A 21,431-nucleotide genomic window follows, 5' to 3' on the forward strand; every position below is an offset into this window, starting at 1 on the left:
TCTTTGCGCATGTCACGCTGCCTTCTGTTTCTGCTGTTCTCGGTCCAAGCATTCGCCCAGCTCGCCAATCGTCCGCCTGCACCGATGTGGCTGCACGATGAGTTCAATGAGCTTGTCACTTATACAAAAGAGGTGAAACACGACGGCAAGCTGCTCAAAGCTGTGCTGCTCACCGCGAGCGAGGTGCCACATGAGATTCTGGTGGATGGGAAAGTCGTCACAAAAAAAGGCGTCGCTCAAGACAGCGCCACAGGGACAGACCTCACCACCTATCTTGGAGACGGAAAGGCTCATCAAATAGGCATTCGCGTCTCCGGCAAAGCCCTGACCGCCGCGCGGCTCGAACTCAACGGCGACCTCGCCGCAGTGCGGTGGATTCCGACGGATGCGACCTGGAAGAATGGCAAAGCACTGTATCCCACCGACGATGATCCTGCCAAAGACCCGTTCGATTTGAAGAAAACCTTCGACGCCTACAACTCCTGGCAGCTCGCGAAGCCTGGCGCACAGAATCAGGCCACCAATCCGGCCACGCTGACTCTTCTCCCCGGCTTCAAAGCCGAACTCATCCGCTCATCGCAGCCCGGCGAAGACTCGTGGGTGTCGATGGCCTTCGATCCGCAGGGCCGCATCACGCTCGGCAAGGAAAAGAAAGGACTGCTGCGCCTCACCCTCAGCGGCAGCGGCGAGCAGAAAGTGGAAGTCATAGATGACGAATTGCTGGAGTGCCGCGGACTGCTCTACGCACACGGATCGCTCTTCGCGAACGCGAACAACACGAAGGCCCTCATCCGCCTCACCGATAAAGATGGCGACGGCATGTTTGAAGAACGCAAAGAACTCGTGCGCAGCGGGGGGGGCGTCGGCCATGGTCGCAATCACATCAAACTCGGCCCCGATGGCGACATCTACGTCGCACACGGCAACAACGTCCTGCTGCCAGAAAACATCGATCCCGATTCACCGCTCAAAAACTACGCCAACGACCAGCTCATCCCCAATCCGTGGGATGGCAGCATGTTCGACGGCAACGTCGAGCTACCCGCCGGCCACATCCTCCGTGTGAAGCCCGATGGCAGCAAAGTCACCCTCCTCGCCGGCGGCCTGCGCAACCCGCTCGACATCGCTTTTAATTCACGCGGCGATCTCTTCACCTTCGACGCCGACATGGAGCGCGATGTCGGCACGCCGTGGTACATGCCCACGCGCGTGCTCCACGTCGTTCCGGGCGCGGATTTCGGCTGGCGTCGCGGCACGGGGCGTTTCCCAGCGTGGTATGCGGACACGTTGCCAAGCGTGATCGACATCGGCCTCTCCTCGCCGACCGGGATTTACTTCGGTTACGGCTCCGACTTCCCGCAGAAGTATCAAGACGCGCTCTACATCCTGGATTGGAGCTACGGCCGCATCATCGCGGTGCATTTGAAGAAAGCCGGAAGCACTTACACCGCGACGCAGGAAGACTTCGTCACCGGAAGACCACTCAACGTCACCGACGGCTGCATCGGCCCGGATGGCGCGATGTGGTTCACCACGGGAGGTCGCGGGACGCAAAGCGGGCTTTATCGCGTGACTTGTTCATCGCAAAAGTCGGACCTGTCCGACAAATCTCGTTCCTCCAATACGAACGAAGAGCGTTTCGAGCGCCACTTTGCACGCATGAAGCTCGAAAACCGTCCTGCGACCGAGTGGCGTGAAAAAGCCGTCCGATCCGGCGAGATGCACGAACTCCTCGCGCTGGCCCGTGTCGGCGAAAAAGCTGATTTGGAGCCGATTCTGGCCGCTGCGATGAAAGCAGCTCCAAAACCAACCCTCGATGCTCTCCGTGTTATTTCCGTCGCGATCTCACGGCACGGTGAGCCCGCTCAAAAAGACAAACTGCATGCTTGGGCTGCCTATCCAGCTCGTGAAACCTTTCTCAACCGAGAACTCTGCCGTCTGCTGGTCTATTTGAAATCACCGAAGGTCATTGAAAAGAGCATGCCGTTGCTCAAAGCGGCCACAACCTCGGAAGACCTGCTGTTTTACCCCTTCATGCTGCGCTATCTCAAAGACGGCTGGACGCTGGAACAGCGGAAGGTCGCATTCGAGGCGCTGAACAAGGCGGAGAAGATGAACGGGGCTTCGACCTTCTTCAAAGCCATCAGCGACACACGCAGCGAGCTGGCGGCGGCGTTGAAGCCGGAGGAGGCGGTGACACTGGCGACGCTCATTCATCCGCCGAAGCCCGCAGCGCTTTCGCCGCATGCGCTGCCGGGGCACACGTTCAAGAACTGGAAGATGGAGGATCTGGAACCGCTGCTGGCAAAGATGGATGCGAAGACACGCAACCGCGACAACGCGAAGGACGCGCTGATCCGCACGCAATGCGTGTTCTGCCATCGGGTGAGCAATGATCCCACGCTGCCCGCCGGTGTCACCGGCCCGGATCTGGTGCAGGTGTCGGCACGCTTCAACCGCCGCGACCTGTTGGACCATATTTTGAACCCCTCGAAGTTCATCGACGAGAAATTCCGCTACGTAACGGTCAAAACGAGCGATGGAAAAACGATCACGGGCAGTCTGGAGAGCGAAGATGACGAACGTGTCGTGCTGCGGCCCAATCCGCTCGCGCCGGAAAAGAGCGAGATCGCGAAGGCGATGATCAAGGAACGCACGATCTCCGAAATTTCGCCGATGCCCGCCGGTCTGCTGAATTCGCTGAAGGCGGAGCAGATTCTCGACCTGCTGGCGTGGTTTGAGACGATGAAGTAGCGCGGTTGACAGCCAATCACGCGCTTCCCATACTCGCCTACCATGCTCTCCCAACCCAAACCATCGCTGCTGCCGCGAATCGCGCGGCTGGTGGTCGTGGGAGCGATCTGCCTCTCGCTCGGCATGCACTGGGCGCTGCTGCAAGGGATCGCGTGGACGGGGATGCTGATTTCGTTCGCGAGCGAGGGAACGGTCATCGAGGCGGTGGAAAAGACCTTCGACGGCCAGCATGGCTGCGCGCTGTGCGCGAAGGTGAAGGAAGGCCGTGATTCCAATCAAAAGCAGCCGCAGCAGGCGGGGCAGTCCTTGAAGAAGATCGACGCAGTGCTGGTGGAGGTCACGAGACTGGTCGCTCCTGCGGGAGAAAGAATTTCATTCGCGATGATTCGCGAGTTGATGGTGAAACGAAACGAGATGCCGGAGACGCCGCCGCCACGACGCGGGCTGGCTTGAGCCTGTAGATCGAACTTCCAAGTTCGATCCATCGAACCGCCGGACTGGTCCATTCTCCGAAGCTTTCTGCGAAGGATGAAAAAGTCCGGCCTACAAAACAGCGCATGCCGCCATTCTTGCGGCTGCCTTTCTCCCCCTCTCGCTTTCATGAAACCATTTCCCATTCTCATTTTACTCTCACTCTCCGGCGCTGCGCTCGCGCAGACCGCCTCCACGAAAAAAACCACGACCCAGCTCAACGAAGTCGTCATCACGGCGGACAAAGAGTCGCCTTCCCTCACGGTTCCGAGCCTTGAGGCCCGCAAAGAACAGATCGCGCAAACCGTCCCTGGCGGCGCGGGCGTCGTCGATGCGGAGGATTACAAGCGTGGTCGCGCCAGCACGCTGAAGGACGCGCTCGATTTCGCGCCGGGCGTGCTGATTCAATCACGCTTCGGCGCGGAGGAATCACGCCTTTCGATCCGTGGCAGCGGCATCCAGCGCACCTTCCACGGGCGCGGCATCTGGCTGATGCAGGATGGCGTGCCGTTGAACCTCGCCGATGGCGGCTTTGACATGCAGGCCATCGAGCCGTTGTCTTCCAATTACATCGAGGTTTATCGCGGGGCAAACGCTCTGCAATATGGCGCGACGACTCTGGGCGGCGCGATCAATTTCATCTCGCAGACCGGTCACACGGCCAGTCCGTTCCAGTCGCGCTTTGAGATCGGCAGCTTCAACACGCGGCGCGCGCAAATCTCCTCCGGCTTCGTGAGCGGGGACATGGATGTGTATGCGAGCATCAGCGCCTCGCAGACGGACGGCTTCCGTGACTACAGCGAGCAGGAAAGCCTGCGCATCTTTGCCAATATCGGCACGAAGCTCAGCGCAAACCTCGAAAATCGCTTCTACCTCACTTGGGTGGACAGCAAGTCGCAGCTTCCGGGCTCACTGCTCAAAACCGAGCTGAATGCCAATCCCGAGATCGCCGCACCAGGTGCGCAGGTGCCGCTGGTGCCAGGTGGAGCGGGGTATCAACGCCGTGATTACCAGCTCTTCCGCCTCGCCAACAAGCTGACCTTCTCCGACGGCGACAACTCGCTGGCGCTCTCCCTGTTCTGGTCGTGGAAAGACCTCGATCATCCGATTTTCCAGGTGATCGACCAGCTCAGCAACGACATCGGCTTCGACCTGCGTTACGACGGGCACAATCATCTCCTCGGACTGAACAACGGCCTGACCGTGGGTCTTGGCTTCATGTATGGGAACACCGAGGACAACCGCTACGCGAACGTGGCCGGCAATCGCGGCGCCCTGCTGGCGCAGAACCGGACGCAGTCGATGAACCTGAACTTCTACTTTCAGGACCAGCTTCATCTCACGGACACCCTGTCGTTCATCTTCGGTTCTTCAGTCACCTATGCGAACCGCGATTTGAATGAGGAATTGCTCTTCGGTCTGAACAACACCGACCGGCAGGAGTTCTGGGGCTTCAGTCCGAAGCTGGGACTGCTGTGGGACATCACGCCGAAGTCGCAGGTCTATTTCAATGCCAGCCGCAGCTTCGAGCCGCCTTCATTTGGCGAACTGACCGCCATTGGCGCCGGTTTTCCTTCACTGGTGTCTCTGCGGCCGCAGACGGCCACGACATTGGAAATTGGCACACGTGGCGAGGCAGATCGCATCGCCTGGGACTTCAGCTACTACTACGCATGGCTGGATGACGAGATGCTCACGCTCGGCGTGCCGGGCAATGCCACGCTGACGACGAACGCGGGCCGCACGATCCACCAGGGCATCGAATTCGCGCTCAATGCCGATCTGTGGCGCAATCTGACCACGGCATCCGCCGAGGATTATGACCGCCTCGTGCTGCGGCAGAACTTTCTGTGGAATGACTTCCGCTTCGCCCGTGACGCGCGCTGGGGAGACCGCATGCTGCCGGGCATCCCACCGTTCTACTATCGTGCGGAGCTGCTGTATGAGCATCCCTGCGGCTTTTACTTCGGCCCGAACGTGGAATGGTCGCCGCGCCGCTTCGCCGCCGATCTGGCGCGCACGACTTTTGCCGATCCATATGCCCTGCTCGGCTTGAAGCTCGGCTACCGCACCAAGAAGGGCGTCTCCTTCTTCGTCGAGGTACGCAATCTCACGGATGAAACCTACGCGCCTACCACCGGCGTCGTGCAGGATGCCTCCATCGCTCCCACCCCCTTCAATCCACGACCCGGCGCCGTCTTCATGCCGGGTGATGGCCGTGCGTTTTACGCCGGTGTCGAGTTTAAATGGTAGCGGCTGCGCCACCGCGTAGAGCAAAGGGCGAAGGGCGTAGAGACGCGAATCGCCCTTTGCCTGCGCTTCAATTTTCTGTCCCTTTGCCCTTTGCCCTCTGCTCTTCGCCCTTCGCTCATGAATCCAAAGCTCCTCCGCAAACTCCATCGCTGGCTCGGCCTCGTGTTCAGCCTCTCCGTGCTCATCGCCTCCGGCAGCGGCGTCCTGCACAATGTCATGACGCGCACGCAGGCTCCGCCACCGCAGGCAAAGCCTTCCGGCGGTGGCATGGATGTGAACGCGATCAAGCTCAGCGTCGCCGAAGCGGTGTCGAAGATCAGCGAGGCCAATCCCGAAGTGCAGGCCGTGAACCTACGCGGCATCGGCGGCCAGCCGTGGTATCAGATTTACACCAAGACCTCACGCGGACCGCAGTACGTCAGCGCGATCGATGGCAAGGTCGATTCATCTCGCGATGAAGCCTACGCCGCCGAGATCGTGAAAAATTTCCTCGCCGGCTCCGAGGTGAAGAAGACGGACTTCCTCACCAGCTTCAACAGCGAATACATCAACATCTTCCGCATCCTGCCGGTGTATCGTTTCGACATCGGCGATGCGCTGGAGACACGCGTCTATGTCTCGACCACGACTGGCAGTGTCACGCGTCACACCGACAAGCAGCGCCAGTTTGAGGCCACGATCTTCACGAACTTCCACAAGCTCGGCTTCATCCCGGACAAAAACCTGCGCGACCTCGTGCTGACGGTGCTCACGTTCGGCATCTTCCTCGTCGCATGCCTCGGCATCGCGCTGTTCTTTGCCACACGGCCAAAGAAACGATGAAACTCGGCGGCGATTGCGTACGATTGAGCATCATGCGCCGATCCTTCCTTGCCTCTGCTGTTGTTTTGATTTCCGCCGCCCTGCTGCACGCGCAGGCTCCGAAAGCGGAGCTGGTTCACGTGGAAAAGATCTGGGACAAGGCTCCGCACAACGGCTTCACCGATCTCACGCGCTTTCAAAACCTGTTTTATCTCTGCTTCCGCGAGGCGGATTCTGCCACCACGGGTGAAGGAGTGATCCACACCATGATCTCCGCCAGCGGCAAGACCTGGGTGGACAACGTCATCGTCAAAGAAAGCGGTGTCGATCTGCGCGACCCAAAACTCATTGTCACCCCCGATGAAAAACGCCTCTATCTGCTCTGCGGTGGTCAATCCGCCACACAGGGCCGCCAGCCACGCTATGCGACCACGATGGACGGCAAGGTCTGGACGCCGATGCAGAAGCTGCTGGCCAAGGGCGACTGGCTGTGGCGCACGACGATCAATCCGGCGGACAAACGCTTCTACGGTGCCTGCTACAACATTCACCCGAACTCCGGCGGCCCCGCGCCCGAGAAGGAATGGTCATTGAAGACCTACGCCAGCACCGATGGTGCCGTCTGGCAGCTCTCCTCGATCATGAACGTGCCGGGCCAGGCGGGCGAAACCACGCTGCGTTTCCTCAAGGACGGCAGCGCTCTGGCACTCGTCAACAGGCAGGGCGGCGATCGCAAAGGCGTCATCGGCATGGCGAAGGCCCCGTATCGCGATTGGACCTGGGCGGCGACCGGATTGCCGCTCGGCGGCCCGAACTTCATCGAACTGCCGGATGGAAAACTCATTGCCGGATCACGCGGCTTCGGCGCCACGCCCGGCCCTCATATGGTGCTCTTCGCGATGACAGCGAACAGTCTCACACCGATCCTCGAACTCCCCAGCGGCGGCGATTGCAGCTATCCGGGCTTCTACTGGCACGATGACCTGCTGCATGTGACCTATTACTCTAGTCACGAAGGCAAAGCCGCGATCTACTACGCGCAGGTGCGGATCAAGTAAGCGCGGCCGAACGCTTCGGATCAGGCGACGGCGAGCGGGAGGCGTCGATGACACGACAGATGCCATTCGAGCCGTTGCCTGCATCCGTTTTGTTCGGCCTCTTGTTGGCAAAAGCTCGCCCAAAAAGATGCGTGTGAAGAATGAGTTCATATCACTCAGCCCAAAATCGACAGAAGCAGGCGACGACGAGAAGCACAATGCCAGTGAGAAGAATGTGTGGTGATGCCCCCTCTTTCAGTCCTCCTGGCCCCATCAGCACTGTCGTAACACCACATAGCATCGCTCCACTGAATGCCACGAGTCCGAAAGCCCGCTTGCTGTTTCGATATTGGCTCATGGCGTGTTGCAGTTGGCCGAACGTTGTTTAGCCACACTTAATTGTGGACGAATCAGATTCGCCCACAGTTTTTTGTGGTTTTTCAAGGGTGCATTGAGGGGAAAGGAGCTTCACGAGCAAGAACAAAGGTTTTGTGAATCAGCCGATGGAAGCGCGCTGGGATCGACAAACAGGCAGCGTAACCGTGTAGCGAATGTCTGTCGCGCCGGCCCAGCGAATCTACACCAAGTCCGCGCGTGTGAACGCCGCGACAACTGGGTAGCCCGCGCTTTCGATGTTTTCGCGACCGCCTTCGTCGCGATCAACGAGGATGAGTGCGAAAGCGATCTTGCCGCCTTCATCTTGAATCGCCTCGATAGCCTTCAAGGTCGATCCGCCAGTGGTGACCACGTCATCGACGACGACGACGGGTTCGTCGGGAGTGAAATTCCCCTCGATGCGTTTGCCGCGGCCATGGCCTTTGGGCTCCTTGCGCACGACAAAGGCTTGCACCGGCTTTGCATCGCCCGCCATGCTGGAACTCATCGCCACCGCAAGCGTGATCGGGTCCGCGCCCATCGTCAGACCGCCGAGCGAGCCGATGCTGAGACCGCGTTTCGCCTCTTCCTGGCGCAGCAGATCATGCAACACGCGCCCCACGAGCACCGCGCCGCGCGAATCGAGCGTGGTGACACGGCAATCGACATACAGATCACTCTCCTTGCCCGAGGCGAGGGTGAATTTGCCGGTCTTAACGGACTTGGTTCTGAGAAGCTGGCGGAGTTCTTCGCGGTCTTGCTGGAGGGACATGAAAGCGAGATAAAGGGAATGATGGCAGCTTACAAGCGCCGACTTGCATTTTCCTTTTCAAAGGATTTAGCGTTGACTCACGGAATCGTGCCTCGCTATTTTCTATGACATGAAGGTCCAATTCTTTCTCGGCTGCCTGTTTCTTTTGCCGATCTTTCAACTCTCTGCACTGACCCCGTCGTGGTACCAGCATCCAGTGGACGAACTGCGGCTTTGGAAAAGCCAGACGGTGACTGCAGGAGGCATTTACTCTTCACCCACAGAAAAAATCGTGGTGAATCCCGCAATGGCGGCGGAGAGACCGCAGTTCTTGGAGCTGGTCTTTGAAAAGGAGCCTCACATCACCGCCACCACGTTCGAGGTGGCGGCGGGCGGCAGGCTTATTTTCCGAAATTGCCGGCTTAACCGCGTCTGTCTCATCTGTCAGCCCGGCGGGGAGATCCGGTTGGAAGGATGCGCAATGATGCAGGTTTATTTTTCCGCCAACAATGGCTATGGCGGCACGGCCAAGCCGGCGCCGAAAATTGTGCTGGAAGAGTCTGCCGTGCATTTCTCCGCGATCGATTCTCCCATGATGACGGGGCTGACGGCGAAGAACTGCAAGTTCATCAGCTGTGAGTTGAATGCCACGGAAAAGGATGGCGCAAACACGGTATCGAGCATCAGCCAGTGTTATCTTGCAGAATGCAAGCTGCATGCGGCGGAAGTTCTCATGTGCAGCAGCAACTGCTGGTTTTATCACTGCATCTGCCTTGGCGAATTTCCTTCAGACCTCGGCTCGTATCTCCCAAAGCCGGTGCTGGTTCAGTTGGAATGGAACGGCTTGAATCCGCCCAGCCTCCCCACCCAGGCTGGAAAGGTACACTTCCAAGGCCTGAAGAGCATCGAAGCATTGCTGGGGCTGGCACGCGCAGCTCCCGAAGCGGCTTCGTCTGGAGCGCCGGGCAGACACCTCATGGAATTTCTTACTTTGGTGGATGCGGAGGGTAAAAAAGCGAGCGCGGTGCAAGCGAGTCGGCCGCCATCCCGCACGCCAACCGAAACTGCCATTACTTCCTTTGTGTCTGCGAGCGGAGCCTTCAAAAGTCGCCAGACAAACGTGAACGGCCTGTTGATCGCACAACTTGCCGGAGGCGAAGCCGGGCAAGTGACACGCATGAGCCTGACCGCACTGCCTTCTCTAGGCGGTTCGTCTTCAACATTGAAGTTCAATCAGTCCGTCGGGAAGGACATGGAGAAGGCGCTTAATGAAGTCAGCAAGTTCTCGCAACTGCGGCACAGCGGTTGGCCGGCGGGACATCAGATGGAGATCGGTTTCGAGGACAAGTATGTTGCCAAAGACGGTCCCTCCGCTGCCGTTGCCTGTGCTTTGCTGCTGGAAGCGGCAATCACCGGCAAGAAGTGGGATCCGGTCTTTGCGGTGACGGGTGACATGAACGCGGACGGCAGCGTGCAGCCCATCGGCGGTGTGCAGGCGAAGATTCGTGGGGCGACCAAGGGTGCCTGCAAAATCGTGGGAGTACCGGTGAAGAATGAAAAGGCGGTGGCAGACATTCTGGTGATGGATGGGCCGGCACCCTTGGTGGGAATCACCATCTTCGGCATCAAGACCTTTGAAGACGCCATGCTGCTTTCTGATCCTGAGCGGCCGCAAGCCCTGCAGAACGCGCTCACCGACTTTGACAACATGCGCACGGTGATGATGCGCGATCCGCGGCAGATCGTGCCGTTGCTGCGCACGCCGCAGGCCGCGCAACGCCTGCAGACGCTGCTGGCCGCCGCCCCCAACTGCTACTCAGCCAAATACCTGCTGCTCTACCTACAAGGGCGCGCCCCGCGCACGCTTTCCATCGGCGGTTCCATTGAGGCGGCACAAAACAGCGCCGATTCCATCGTGGCGGCCATTGACCATGACGTGGACACCAACATGTCCAGCCTCAAAGGCGACGAACTGGGCTCCAGCTTGAACAAACTGCGCAACCTGCGTCCTCTGCTGGACCAGCGTGTGTGGCCGTATGTGGACGGCCTCATTTCGTACGGCGAAGTCATTCGCGGCTCAGTACTGAATCCGGTGCGTTCCGGTGCGCGCTATTCCGATTTGGTCACCAAGGCAAACTTGGCGGCTGGGAGCGCCAAGGCAGCCTACACCAAGTTGCTCGGTGATGTGCAGGTGCGCGAGGAACTCGGACTTTAGGATTGGACCGCCACCGATTCCTTTGACGCTTCCGAGTCGGCTTCGGCTGTGTTGTCGCCTTCCTCTTTCGGTTCTTCAGTCGGGACGACACCATCCACCGTCAGCGTGATGCCCACGGCTTTCGCCGCCTCGGCGGCAGGACCGCCGAAAGCAAGAAGAGTGGCGACTTCGTCCTGCATCTGGGTGATTTCGTCGAGCTTCAGCTCGGGATCGCGCACGATGAAGATTTCGCCGGTCTTTCTATTTTCGTAGAAGAGCATCTTCGCGCCATCGACTTCCTTCTCGGCGGTCTGCACGAGCTGGCGTTTGCGTTCGAGCATGAGGGCCAGGATGTAGCGCGCGTTTTCGGTGCGGGGGTCGCCCTCCTCGATGAAACGCTGCAGCAGGCTCTGCGCGCTTTCCTTCGGGGCGATCTCGGGCCTGGCCTCGACGAGGACTTTTTGATACACGGTCTTCCAGGAGGCCACGGGCTGGCGCTGCTCGACCTCCTGCGGCCAGGCTTCATTGCAGACATCGCGGCGGACGTAGCCGTTTTCCTGCGGATCAAAGTAGATGGCGGTGTGGAAGCTCTCGCCGTCCTCGAAAGGACGGCCGGTGAGGGCGCATTCGTGGGCGCGGCTGCGGATGGACCAGTTCTGCTGCATCAAATTTCCTTATGGGTTCCAGGTTTGAAGTTTCAAGCCTCAAGTTGCGGACGCACCGGGCAAAGGGGCGTCTCCACTGCGGTTGCGGGGGCGTGCGATGCGGGGTTTGAGCTTGGAGAGTTTGAATTGGAAGCGCGGCAGATCGCGGTTCTGCGAGCGGTAGTGGAAGAGAGCCAAACCCAGCGCGCCAAACAGCAGGTGCGGCATCCAGACCGTGAGCCAGGAGGGCAGATGGCCTCCTTTGCCGAGGTTCAGGAAGAGATTGTTCACGAACATGAAGATGAAAAAGATGAACACGCTGGCCGCGATGCCGCCCACCGAGCCGCGCCGCGAGTAGGCCACTCCGAGCGGCGCCGCGACGAGCACCAGCGCAAGCGCCTGCCAGGGCAGGGCGAAACGATGCCAGAAATGCGTGCGGAAGGGCGCGAGTTTCTCATCGGCCGCCTTCGGATGCGCATGAAGATAGGAAACGATCTCCGGCACGCTCATGAAGTCAGCGCGCAGCGCGTAGCTGACAATGCTCCACGGCGTTTCCTCGATTCCTGGCACTTCGAGAACGTGCATTCCATCCTTGCGGGTGGGGAAGGGCCGGATCATCGCCACGCTGCCGTTTTGATAGATCATTTCACTGCCGTCATAAAAGCGCCAGCCACCGCGCGGCGTCCAGCCTGCGGAAGATGCCAGGATGGTGCGCGAAGGCGTGCCATCGGCGTTTTCCTCGCGGATCTGCACGCCATGCATGCGCTCATGGCCGCTGCGCAGCGAGAAGGGGAACGTCGCCACATACCAAGTGCGGCGTGTCTGCTCATCACGAAACATGATGGCAGACGCCATGATGGAGTCCGCCGCACGCTCGCTCATGGCACGTACCACGGCTTTGCGATTTCCTTCCGCCCGCGGCGCCCAGTAATAGTTTGCCGCCAGGCTGAGCAAGCAGATGAATGCGGTGGTAAGAAAGATGGGGCGCAACACTTGGGCGAGGCTGAGGCCCACACCCAGCATGGAGATGATCTCGTTGGCCCGTGACATGCGGGTGAGCGCGTACAAAACGGCGAGCAGCAACGCCACCGGCATGACCGTGACATAAATGTAGGGCAGCAGGCCGAGGTAGAAACCCAGCACCTCACCAAAACTGGACTTCGCCTGCTGAAAGTCCTTCAGGTTGTCCAGCAGATCCATGATGATCCACAACGAGCAGAACGACACGAAGCAGAACACCAGGGGATGAACAAACGTGCGCAGAGTGTAGCGCTCCAGAATCGAGGTCTTGCGGTAATAGCGCAGGGCGAAGGGCACCGATCCCAGTGCGAGCGCGATGAAGATCAGTTTGAATGCAAACGCCACGGGGGCCGGAGGCTCGCCCATCTCCGTCATGTGCGCATGGGCGATGTATTCCACCAGCTCGCTGGCGATGGCCCAAACGGCCACGGACGCGGAGGCGATGCTCACCGGCAGCATCAGGCGGCGCAGATCGCCCCAGCGCCGCCAGATGACGAACAACAGCAGGGGCACACCGAGCGAAACCCACAGATTCAGGTACGGCAGCACGCTGGAGAGCACCAGGATGCCCTTCGGCACCGAGATCTGCGCCTGCTGCGCCTGCTGGATCGCATCGCCGACCTCATCATCGGGATGCGTACGGTGCCAGCCGAGCGCGATGGCGAGGATCAGCAGCAGGATGGTGAAGGCAAACGAACCACGCCCCAGATAGGGGAGTTCACGCGCCTTTTGCCAGGCCTGGATCACACGTTGCAGCCACTTCATGCCAGAGAGGGGCGAGAGTCGGCCAGAGGGCCGGATGCGTCAAGGCTGCACGGCCACAGGGCAAAAAAGAAGCCCGGAGTTTGTGCTCCGGGCTTCGTGGCAAATTTGCGTGATGGTTGCGATCAGTTCAGATCGAGGCAGACGCCTTCCTTGGTGCTGCGGGCGTAGATCTTGCCGTTGGCGAGGATGGGGTAGCTCCAGACCTTGCCGTCGAGCACATCTTTGCGCTTCAGTTCGGCGTATTTGTCGGGTTTGGCCACGGCGATGATGATTTCGCCTTTGTCGCTGGTGGCGATGATCTTGTCGCCCGCGAGGATGACCTGGCCGGGGCCGAAGCCTTTTTCAGCCCACTTGTCCTCGCCAGTGCGGATGTCCACGCAGGCGAGCGGGCCGGAGCCGTACTCCTTGAAGCTGAACATGCCGTAGAGATAGCCATCTTTGAGGACGGGGGTGCTCCAGTGGTTCATGCACTGGTTTTCACGACGCCAGATCTGCTTGGCCTCGAAGCCGCTGCCGCTCTTGCTGATCTTGAAGGCGCCCGCGCCCACGCCGTAACCAGCGGAGCAATAGACAATGTCTTCAAACACAACCGGGGAGGCGGCGGTGCTCACTTTGTAGGGGAACTCGGCGCGCCAGAGGACGTCGCCCTTCTGGGGATCCACGCTGACGAGGCCGGTCTGCGTGAAGAAGATGGCCTGATGCACGCCGTGGATGTCAGCGAGGATCGGGGTGGCGTGGGTCATCTTGTCGTCCTGGCCTTTCCACACGACGGCACCGGTGTTTTTGTTCAAACCGAGGAGCGCTTCACCTTTGCCACCACCGGCGAGCAGGAGGATCTCACCGTCGATGAGCGGGGAGGCGGCGTTCATCCACGGAATGGGCTTGCCGTTGTGCTCCTTCATCGTGTCGTGTTCCCAGACTTTTTTGCCGTCGGCGGCATTGACGCAATGCACGCCAAGGTTGGTGTCGATCACATAGACCTTGCCGCCGTCGATGACAGGCGTGGAGCGGGGACCGTCGCCACCATTGTTGTCCGGGGTGCCGGCGTCACCATCCTTGCCAGCGTTGCCGTACTTGGCCACCAAGGTCATGGATGTTTGCCAGAGGGTCTTGCCGCTGTTGGCGTCTAAACAGACGAGCGTCTCGCCAGGATTGCCGTCAACTTCGGCCACGACGAGGGTGTATGCCTTGCCATCGGCGACGGAGAAGGAACTGAAGCCCGTCTGAGTCGGTTGTTTCCAAACTTCCTTGAGGCTCCATTTGACGTCTTTCAACGCCGGGATGACGCCATCGCGATTCGGACCGCGAAAAGCAGGCCAGTCGGTGGGTGCGGAGAAAGCGGTCGTGGCGAGAGCCAGGCCGAGGACGGTGGTGAGGTGGGTGCGTGTCATGATGGAGAAGGAAAATGCAAGGGCGAGGGTGAACGGCCAGGCAACCGGAGCTCTTTCGCAGCTCACGGAAGGTTTGCGCCCACAGAAGTCTTACTCCAACGGTTTGCGGGAGCGCGGTTCGCGCGTGACGGTATCACCAGCGCCGGGGCTGGTGACGAAGGGACCGTCGGCCATCGGGGCGACTTTGGTGAAGCCGACATCGGGCATGTCGCTGGGCAGGCCTTCGAGCGGGAAGTCTTTGCGCAGCGGGAAGTAGGGGTAGCCTTCCCACATCAAAATGCGGCGCAGGTCGGGATGACCGGTGAACTTGATGCCCATCATGTCGTACACCTCGCGCTCATGCCAGTCCGCAGTAGGCCAGAGGTCGCTGACGGTGGGGACTTCCACGTCCTCGGCCACGGCGGCGCGGATACGGAGGTGCTGGAGATGGCCGTAGCCGTAAAGCTCGTACACCATTTCAAAGCGCGGTTCTTTGCCCAAGTAGTCGAGGCTGGAGACATCCACGAGATAATCGAAATTCAGTTCGTCGCGGCAGTACTTGAGCAGCGGCTTCGCGCTGGCGAGTTTGACGACGAGCGTCTGCTCACCACGGAACTCCTTCACTTCCAGCACGGCATCACCGAACTTTTGCTTCAAGGCCTCGGCCATTTGGGCGGCATTCATGGTCGTAAAAATTAAGCGGACAGTTCGTCGATGAATTCCTTCTTCTGATCAAGGAAGGAGTGCTCGGTTTCGATCTTGCGCTGGAGGCGCATCATGCCTTCGAGCAGCGCCTCGGGGCGCGGCGGACAGCCTGAGATGTAAACATCCACCGGAATGATCTGATCGACGCCCTGGAGCACCGCATAGCTGCGATACATGCCGCCGCTGCTGGCGCAGGCACCCATGGCGATGCACCACTTCGGCTCGGGCATCTGATCCCACACACGCTTCACCGCGAGGGCCATCTTGTAGGTCACCGTGCCGGCCACGATCATCACATCGGCCTGACGGGGGGAGAAACGCATCACTTCGGCGCCGAAGCGGCTCAAATCGTAGCGGCTGCAGGCGGCGGCCATCATTTCGATCGCACAGCAGGCCAGGCCCATCGGCATCGGCCACATGGAGTTCTTGCGCATCCAGTTGATGGCGGCATCCATCTTGGTGAAGATGATATTGCCTTCGATCTTCGAATCGTAAGCAGCAACGGTGGATTCAGCAGGGGCGACCATGGGACGTGGGGTGAGAGAGCCGTGAGAAATACGCCCCGTGCGAAGGAGCGGCAAACAGATTGTGAATCTTTTCACAAAGAGGGAACGCACGCGTCTCGCGTGCTGCATTCACTCGCGCTGGGCAGGTTTTCCGCGAGGACGCGGAAAACAGCACGCGGGGACGCGTGCGCTCCATCCCAACTGTGCCAAGTGCCAGCTCAACTGTGCCAAAACCTGGCACTTTGGCGGTCATCGCGGCTGGTGGCACTTTGAGGCCAACACGCTGGAGCCTCGTAGAATCAAGGCCTCCAGCGCCGCCGACCCCACTTGGCACGCGTCTAGCCAAGGAATGACCACCAAAACCTTCCGTTTCACCTTTCCCCCAAAACCTACATCATGAGCAAAATCCTCGGCATTGACCTCGGCACCACGAACTCCTGCATGGCCGTCCTTGAAGGCGGCAAGGCCACGGTGCTCGAAAACAGCGAAGGCGCCCGCACGACGCCTTCCATCGTCGCCTTCACCAAGAGCGGCGAACGCGTCGTCGGTCAGGCCGCCAAGCGCCAGGCCGTGACGAATCCCCGCAACACCGTTTTCTCCGTGAAGCGCCTCATGGGCCGCAAATTCGTCGAGCTGACCGATGCCGACAAGCGCATGCCCTACAAGATCGTGGCCGCCAGCAATGGCGATGCCCATGTGCAGGTCGAAGTCGGCGGCGAAACGAAGACTTACAGCCCGCAGGAAGTCAGCGCGATGATCCTGGCCAAGCTGAAGGCCGATGCCGAAGCCAAGCTCGGCGAAACGATCACGGAAGCCGTCATCACGGTTCCCGCTTACTTCAATGACAGCCAGCGCAATGCTACGAAGGCCGCTGGTGAGATCGCCGGACTCAACGTGCGCCGCATCATCAATGAGCCGACCGCAGCGGCCCTCGCTTACGGCCTCGACAGCAAGTCGGACGAAAAAGTCGCCGTGTATGACCTTGGCGGCGGCACCTTCGACATCTCGGTGCTCGAAATCGGCGACGGCGTCTTCGAAGTGCTCGCCACGGATGGCGACACGCACCTCGGCGGGGACGATTGGGACAACACCCTCATCACCTGGATCGTCAACGAATTCAAAACCGACAGCGGCATCGACCTCACCAACCAGCCGGATGCCATCCAGCGCATCAAGGAAGAAGCAGAGAAGGCCAAAATCGCCCTCAGCTCCAGCCAGAGCTACGATTTGAACCTCCCCTTCGTCACTGCCGACGCCACCGGGCCAAAGCACATCATGAAGACGCTCACGCGTGCGAAGATGGAGCAGCTCACCGACAGCCTGTTCGAGCGCACCATCAAGCCCGTGAAGGATTGCCTCGCTGCCGCCAAACTCGACGCCTCAAAAATTGACGAACTCGTGCTCGTCGGAGGCATGACCCGCATGCCGAAGGTCGTCGAGACCGCGAAGAAGCTCGCCGGCAAAGACCCGCATCAGGGCGTGAACCCGGACGAAGTCGTCGCCATCGGCGCGGCCATTCAGGGCGGTGTGCTCAAAGGTGACGTCAAAGACGTGCTTCTCCTCGACGTGACCCCGCTCACGCTTTCCATCGAGACCGCTGGCGGTGTCGCCACGCCGATGATCCCGCGCAACACGACCATCCCGAAGAAGCACAGCCAAGTTTTCTCCACCTACAGCGACAACCAGCCCGGCGTCGAAATCGTCGTCCTCCAGGGCGAGCGTCCAATGTCCCGCGACAACAAAACGCTCGGCACCTTCAAGCTCGACGGCATCCCGCCAGCACCACGCGGCGTGCCGCAGGTCGAGGTCACCTTTGACATCGACGCCAACGGCATCCTGCACGTCTCCGCGAAGGAAAAAGTGTCCGGCAAGGAGCAGAAAATCTCCATCCAAGGCAGCTCCGGCCTCAGCCAGGACGAGATCGAAAAAGCCAAGCGCGACGCTGAAGAGCACGCCGAGGAAGATCTCAAGCGCAAGGAAGCCGTCGAAGTGAAGAACAAGGCCGAGGGCCTCAGCTTCGAGATCGAGAAACAGCTCAAGGAGTGGGAAGAAAAAGTCCCCGCCGACCAGCTCGCCCCGATCAAGGACAAGCTCACCTCCTTGAAGTCCGCCGTCGAATCCGGTGACACCGACAAGATGAAGGCCCAGACCGAAGAACTCGAAAAACTCTTCGCCGCCGCCTACCAAGCCGCCGCTGCCGCAGGCGCGACCGCCGGAGCCCCCGGTGGCATGCCCGACATGGGCGGAATGGGTGGCGCAGGCCCCGATGTCGCTGCTTCGGAAACGAAGTCGCAGGACAAAGGCAAGGTCGTCGATGCTGACTTCGAAGTCGTGGACAAGGACAAGTAATCGCCAACGAACGATGCGAAAAACGACAACAGCACGTGGATTTCATGAAGTGCCGATGATGAGTCGGCACTCTGTGTCACATCGCGTTTGGGTCGCTACCTCAACCCCGATTTCACGATGAGTTTGGAGGCGCTCAAGGAACTGTCTGCACTCGATGGAGAGGCCAAGGGCCTTCTCCATCGTTATGACGAGCTCCTGCTGGCGATGCGCCGTCGTTTTCTCAATCAGATCGTCGAATGCTTCACCTCGCTGACCGAAACCGAGGGCTTTCGCATCAAGCGTGATCCGATGGGCGCGAGCGCGCGTCTTGATCAAACCGAGCTGGCGATCAGTTGCACCGATCCTTCCCACACGCTGGTAGATTCGCAGGCCAAGTATTCGGTGACCTGCTCCCTGGCCCCGAACAAGGCCTACGGCATCCTGCTGTGCCGCCAGCCGCTGGTGGAGTTCACCAACCAGAGTGCCGACACCAACGACCAGATCACCAACAAGCGGCTGGAGATCCACTACTTGAAGTCGCTGATCGAAACGCACGGCAACGACCAGTGGTTCGTCATGGGTCGCCTCGAGAACATCGCCGATGTGCGCAGCATGACCGGGCAACTGCCGCCGCCTTACGAATCCTTCCAAACCTTCGAGCAGGCGGTGAAAACGGCCCTGCGCGACATTTCCAACGCCGCCCTCGCCCCACGCGCATGAAAACCGCCACCTTCCATGCTTCTGTGGTGGCTGCGATGGCCATCGCCCTCCTCGCCTCCTGCGGCAAATCGCCCGAGGCCGCGAAGCCGGCTGCTCCCGAAGCTCCCAAAGCCGCCGGGGTGTCCGAAACGAAGCTTGATGCCGCTATTGCCGATGCTTTGAATGCTCCGGCACCCGTCCCGGCCAGTGCCAGCGATCTCGAAAACGAGGCGAAGGCCATCCTGGCCAAATACCCCGGCAAAACCGCGCAGGATTTGCTCAACGTGCCTGAGGTGAACCAGAAACTTCGCAACGCGCTCGCGAAACTCTCGCAGGACAAACCGTTGCTGGCGCGTATCAATTCCAGTGTCGATCTCGCTGCGCAGATCAAAGGCCTCGAAGGCTCTGCCAAGCTCGATCTCGACATGACCAAGTACGATCAGGCCCGCACCACGCGCATGCTGCAGGCCGTGATCTCCGAAGATCCGAAGCAGATCGTCAGCTTCCTCGTCGGCGAGATCGGCGAGGCCGCCCCGGACATCAGCTTCGGCGGCCTTGACCGCGCTCCGAACGGCGTCTCCATCGTCCCCAATCCGGCCGCTGCGCCTGCCAAACCCGACCTTCCCGACTGAACCCACCCAATTTCCGCCCGGCCAGCCGACACACCAACCCGTGTGACAGCAGGCCGGGCAGACAACCCGAAACCAAACCAGAACCGCAACCCTCAAAGCACAAACCAGACCAACTATGGCTACCTCCATCACCCCGCTCGGACGTCGCGTCCTCGTGAAGCGCTCCAACAGCGAAGAAAAGACCGCCGGCGGCATCTTCCTCCCCGACACCGCCAAAGAAAAACCGCAGGAAGCTGAAGTGCTCGCACTCGGCACCGGCAAAGACGACGAAGGCAAAGACGTGTCCACCCTCTTCACCGTGAAGAAGGGCGACAAAGTCCTCATCTCCAAATACGGCGGCACGGAAGTGAAGCTCAATGGCGACGATGTCCTCATCATCAACGAAACCGACATCCTCGGCATCATCTCCTAATTCATCCCCCCTCACCCCCTAACTCATCCCTTAAACTGATATGGCAAAACAACTGCACTTCGACGAAACCGCACGCCAGGCCCTCCTGCGCGGCGTCACCAAGCTGGCTCGCGCCGTGAAGGCCACTCTTGGCCCTTCCGGTCGCAACGTCATCCTGGAAAAGAAATTCGGCTCCCCTACGATCACCAAAGACGGTGTCACCGTGGCCAAGGAAATCGAACTTCCATGCCCCTATGAAAACATGGGCGCCCAGCTCATCAAGGAAGTCTCCTCCAAGACCTCCGACATCGCTGGCGACGGCACCACGACCGCCACGGTCCTGGCCGAAGCCATCTACGCTGAAGGTCTCCGCAACGTGACCGCCGGCGCCAACCCGATCTCGCTCCAGCGCGGCATCATGAAGGCCACCGAGGCCATCGTCGCCAAGCTGAAGGAAATCAGCACCCCGGTGAAGGACAGCAAGGAAGTGGCCCAGGTCGCAACCGTGTCCGCCAACTGGGACGCTGGCATCGGCAACATCATCGCCGAAGCCATGGACAAAGTGGGCAAGGAAGGCACCATCACTGTCGAAGAAGCCAAATCCATCGAAACGACTCTCGAAGTCGTCGAAGGCATGCAATTCGACAAGGGTTACCTCTCCCCATACTTCGTCACCAATCCTGAGACGATGGAGTGCAACCTCGAAGGCGCCTACATCCTCATCAACGAGAAGAAGGTCAGCAATCTGAAGGACATGCTCCCTCTGCTTGAGAAGGTCGCTCGCTCCGGCAAGCCTCTCCTCATCATCGCGGAAGACGTCGAAGGTGAAGCCCTTGCCACCCTCGTGGTGAACAAGCTGCGCGGCACCCTCAACATCGTGGCCGTCAAGGCTCCTGGCTTCGGCGACCGCCGCAAAGCCATGCTCGAAGACATCGCCATCCTCACCGGCGGCCGCTGCATCACCGAAGACCTCGGCATCAAGCTTGAAAACATCGAGCTGACCGACCTCGGCCAGGCCAAGCGCATCACCATCGGCAAGGAAAACACCGTCATCGTCGAAGGCGAAGGCGGCAGCGAGGCCATCGCCGGACGCGTCCAGCAGATCAAGAACCAGATCGCCGACACCACCAGCGACTACGACCGTGAGAAGCTCCAGGAGCGTCTCGCCAAGCTGGCCGGCGGCGTCGCCGTCATCAACGTCGGTGCTGCCACCGAAACAGAGATGAAGGAAAAGAAAGCCCGCGTCGAAGACGCCCTGCACGCCACCCGTGCGGCCGTTGAAGAAGGCATCGTCCCTGGCGGCGGTGTGGCTCTGATCCGTGCGCAGGCCGCCATCGGCGACCTCGGTCTCGTTGGTGACGAAAAGACCGGCGCTGAAATCGTCGCTCGTGCCATCGAAGCTCCTCTCCGTCAGCTTGCAGCCAATGCAGGTGTCGAAGGCGCTCTGATCGTTGCTGAAGTCAAGAAAGGCAAAGGCAACCACGGCTACAACGTCGCCACCGGCAAGTATGAAGACCTCATCAAGGCCGGCGTCGTTGACCCAGCCAAGGTGACCCGCAGCGCTCTCCAGAACGCCGCCTCTATCTCCGGCCTGCTCCTCACCACCGAATGCCTCATCGCAGACATTCCGAAGGAAGAGAAAGCCGACGGCGGCCATGCCCACGACCACGGCGGCATGATGTAAGACGTTTGACCGCGATGTGACCCAACCCTCATCGCGAATCAAAACCCAAAA

The 21,431-nt window shown here is 60.0% G+C and carries 17 protein-coding genes; 11 read left to right on the forward strand and 6 right to left on the reverse strand.

Annotation, left to right across the window (positions count from 1 at the left end):
* Nucleotides 1-9 precede the first annotated feature (9 nt).
* The 5 genes from U1A53_RS06570 (at nt 10) to U1A53_RS06590 (ending at nt 7,337) form a co-directional block, all read left to right on the forward strand.
* Nucleotides 10-2,754, forward strand: coding sequence for a hypothetical protein (locus tag U1A53_RS06570; RefSeq protein ID WP_322279774.1), 2,745 nt, complete (start codon nt 10-12; stop codon nt 2,752-2,754).
* Nucleotides 2,755-2,796: 42 nt separating this feature from the next.
* Nucleotides 2,797-3,207 carry a hypothetical protein gene (locus U1A53_RS06575; RefSeq protein ID WP_322279775.1) on the forward strand — a complete coding sequence of 137 codons (411 nt, stop codon included), beginning with the start codon at nt 2,797-2,799 and terminating at the stop codon, nt 3,205-3,207.
* Between the two features lie 147 nt (nt 3,208-3,354).
* Complete coding sequence (locus U1A53_RS06580; protein ID WP_322279776.1) at nt 3,355-5,478, forward strand: TonB-dependent receptor; 2,124 nt, start codon at nt 3,355-3,357, stop codon at nt 5,476-5,478.
* Nucleotides 5,479-5,595: 117 nt separating this feature from the next.
* Entirely contained in the window at nt 5,596-6,300 is a 705-nt protein-coding gene (locus U1A53_RS06585) for a PepSY domain-containing protein (protein ID WP_322279778.1), read from the forward strand.
* A 32-nt stretch (nt 6,301-6,332) separates the two neighbouring features.
* On the forward strand, nt 6,333-7,337 hold the full coding sequence (locus U1A53_RS06590; protein ID WP_322279780.1) for a sialidase family protein: 1,005 nt from the start codon (nt 6,333-6,335) through the stop codon (nt 7,335-7,337).
* Nucleotides 7,338-7,893: 556 nt separating this feature from the next.
* Here U1A53_RS06590 and pyrE read toward each other — a convergent pair.
* Nucleotides 7,894-8,463 carry an orotate phosphoribosyltransferase gene (gene pyrE, locus U1A53_RS06595; RefSeq protein ID WP_322279781.1) on the reverse strand — a complete coding sequence of 190 codons (570 nt, stop codon included), beginning with the start codon at nt 8,461-8,463 and terminating at the stop codon, nt 7,894-7,896.
* Between the two features lie 109 nt (nt 8,464-8,572).
* Here pyrE and U1A53_RS06600 point away from each other — a divergent pair, with 109 nt between their 5' ends.
* Nucleotides 8,573-10,657: a S16 family serine protease gene (locus U1A53_RS06600; protein WP_322279782.1), complete on the forward strand. Its 2,085-nt coding sequence runs from the start codon at nt 8,573-8,575 to the stop codon at nt 10,655-10,657.
* Here U1A53_RS06600 and U1A53_RS06605 read toward each other — a convergent pair.
* The 5 genes from U1A53_RS06605 to nuoB form a co-directional block, all read right to left on the reverse strand.
* Nucleotides 10,654-11,301: a hypothetical protein gene (locus U1A53_RS06605; RefSeq protein WP_322279783.1), complete on the reverse strand. Its 648-nt coding sequence runs from the start codon at nt 11,299-11,301 to the stop codon at nt 10,654-10,656. The genes U1A53_RS06600 and U1A53_RS06605 overlap by 4 nt on opposite strands.
* 39 nt (nt 11,302-11,340) lie before the next feature.
* Nucleotides 11,341-13,065 (reverse strand): LptF/LptG family permease, encoded by a 1,725-nt coding sequence (locus U1A53_RS06610; RefSeq protein ID WP_322279784.1) that lies wholly within the window; start codon nt 13,063-13,065, stop codon nt 11,341-11,343.
* A gap of 122 nt (nt 13,066-13,187) precedes the next feature.
* The gene (locus U1A53_RS06615) at nt 13,188-14,456 is read right to left on the reverse strand and encodes a PQQ-binding-like beta-propeller repeat protein (protein WP_322279785.1); all 1,269 of its coding nucleotides are present in this window, start codon (nt 14,454-14,456) and stop codon (nt 13,188-13,190) included.
* Between the two features lie 90 nt (nt 14,457-14,546).
* Complete coding sequence (locus U1A53_RS06620) at nt 14,547-15,119, reverse strand: NADH-quinone oxidoreductase subunit C (protein ID WP_322279786.1); 573 nt, start codon at nt 15,117-15,119, stop codon at nt 14,547-14,549.
* 11 nt (nt 15,120-15,130) lie between these two features.
* Nucleotides 15,131-15,667: an NADH-quinone oxidoreductase subunit NuoB gene (gene nuoB / locus U1A53_RS06625; protein WP_322279788.1), complete on the reverse strand. Its 537-nt coding sequence runs from the start codon at nt 15,665-15,667 to the stop codon at nt 15,131-15,133.
* 375 nt (nt 15,668-16,042) lie between these two features.
* On the opposite strand from nuoB, the gene dnaK reads away from it, so the two are divergent.
* The 5 genes from dnaK (at nt 16,043) to groL (ending at nt 21,380) form a co-directional block, all read left to right on the forward strand.
* Nucleotides 16,043-17,995 carry a molecular chaperone DnaK gene (gene dnaK / locus U1A53_RS06630; RefSeq protein ID WP_322279789.1) on the forward strand — a complete coding sequence of 651 codons (1,953 nt, stop codon included), beginning with the start codon at nt 16,043-16,045 and terminating at the stop codon, nt 17,993-17,995.
* Between the two features lie 117 nt (nt 17,996-18,112).
* Complete coding sequence (locus U1A53_RS06635) at nt 18,113-18,694, forward strand: hypothetical protein (RefSeq protein WP_322279790.1); 582 nt, start codon at nt 18,113-18,115, stop codon at nt 18,692-18,694.
* Nucleotides 18,691-19,305 (forward strand): hypothetical protein, encoded by a 615-nt coding sequence (locus tag U1A53_RS06640; protein WP_322279791.1) that lies wholly within the window; start codon nt 18,691-18,693, stop codon nt 19,303-19,305. The genes U1A53_RS06635 and U1A53_RS06640 overlap by 4 nt, the downstream gene beginning before the upstream one ends.
* A 115-nt stretch (nt 19,306-19,420) precedes the next feature.
* Nucleotides 19,421-19,717: a co-chaperone GroES gene (locus U1A53_RS06645; RefSeq protein WP_322279792.1), complete on the forward strand. Its 297-nt coding sequence runs from the start codon at nt 19,421-19,423 to the stop codon at nt 19,715-19,717.
* Nucleotides 19,718-19,757: 40 nt separating this feature from the next.
* Nucleotides 19,758-21,380, forward strand: a complete 1,623-nt coding sequence (gene groL, locus U1A53_RS06650; RefSeq protein ID WP_322279793.1) for a chaperonin GroEL — start codon at nt 19,758-19,760, stop codon at nt 21,378-21,380.
* The last annotated feature ends 51 nt before the right edge of the window (nt 21,381-21,431 follow it).

Origin of the sequence: Prosthecobacter sp., from assembly GCF_034366625.1 — a bacterium.
Taxonomy (GTDB): domain Bacteria; phylum Verrucomicrobiota; class Verrucomicrobiia; order Verrucomicrobiales; family Verrucomicrobiaceae; genus Prosthecobacter.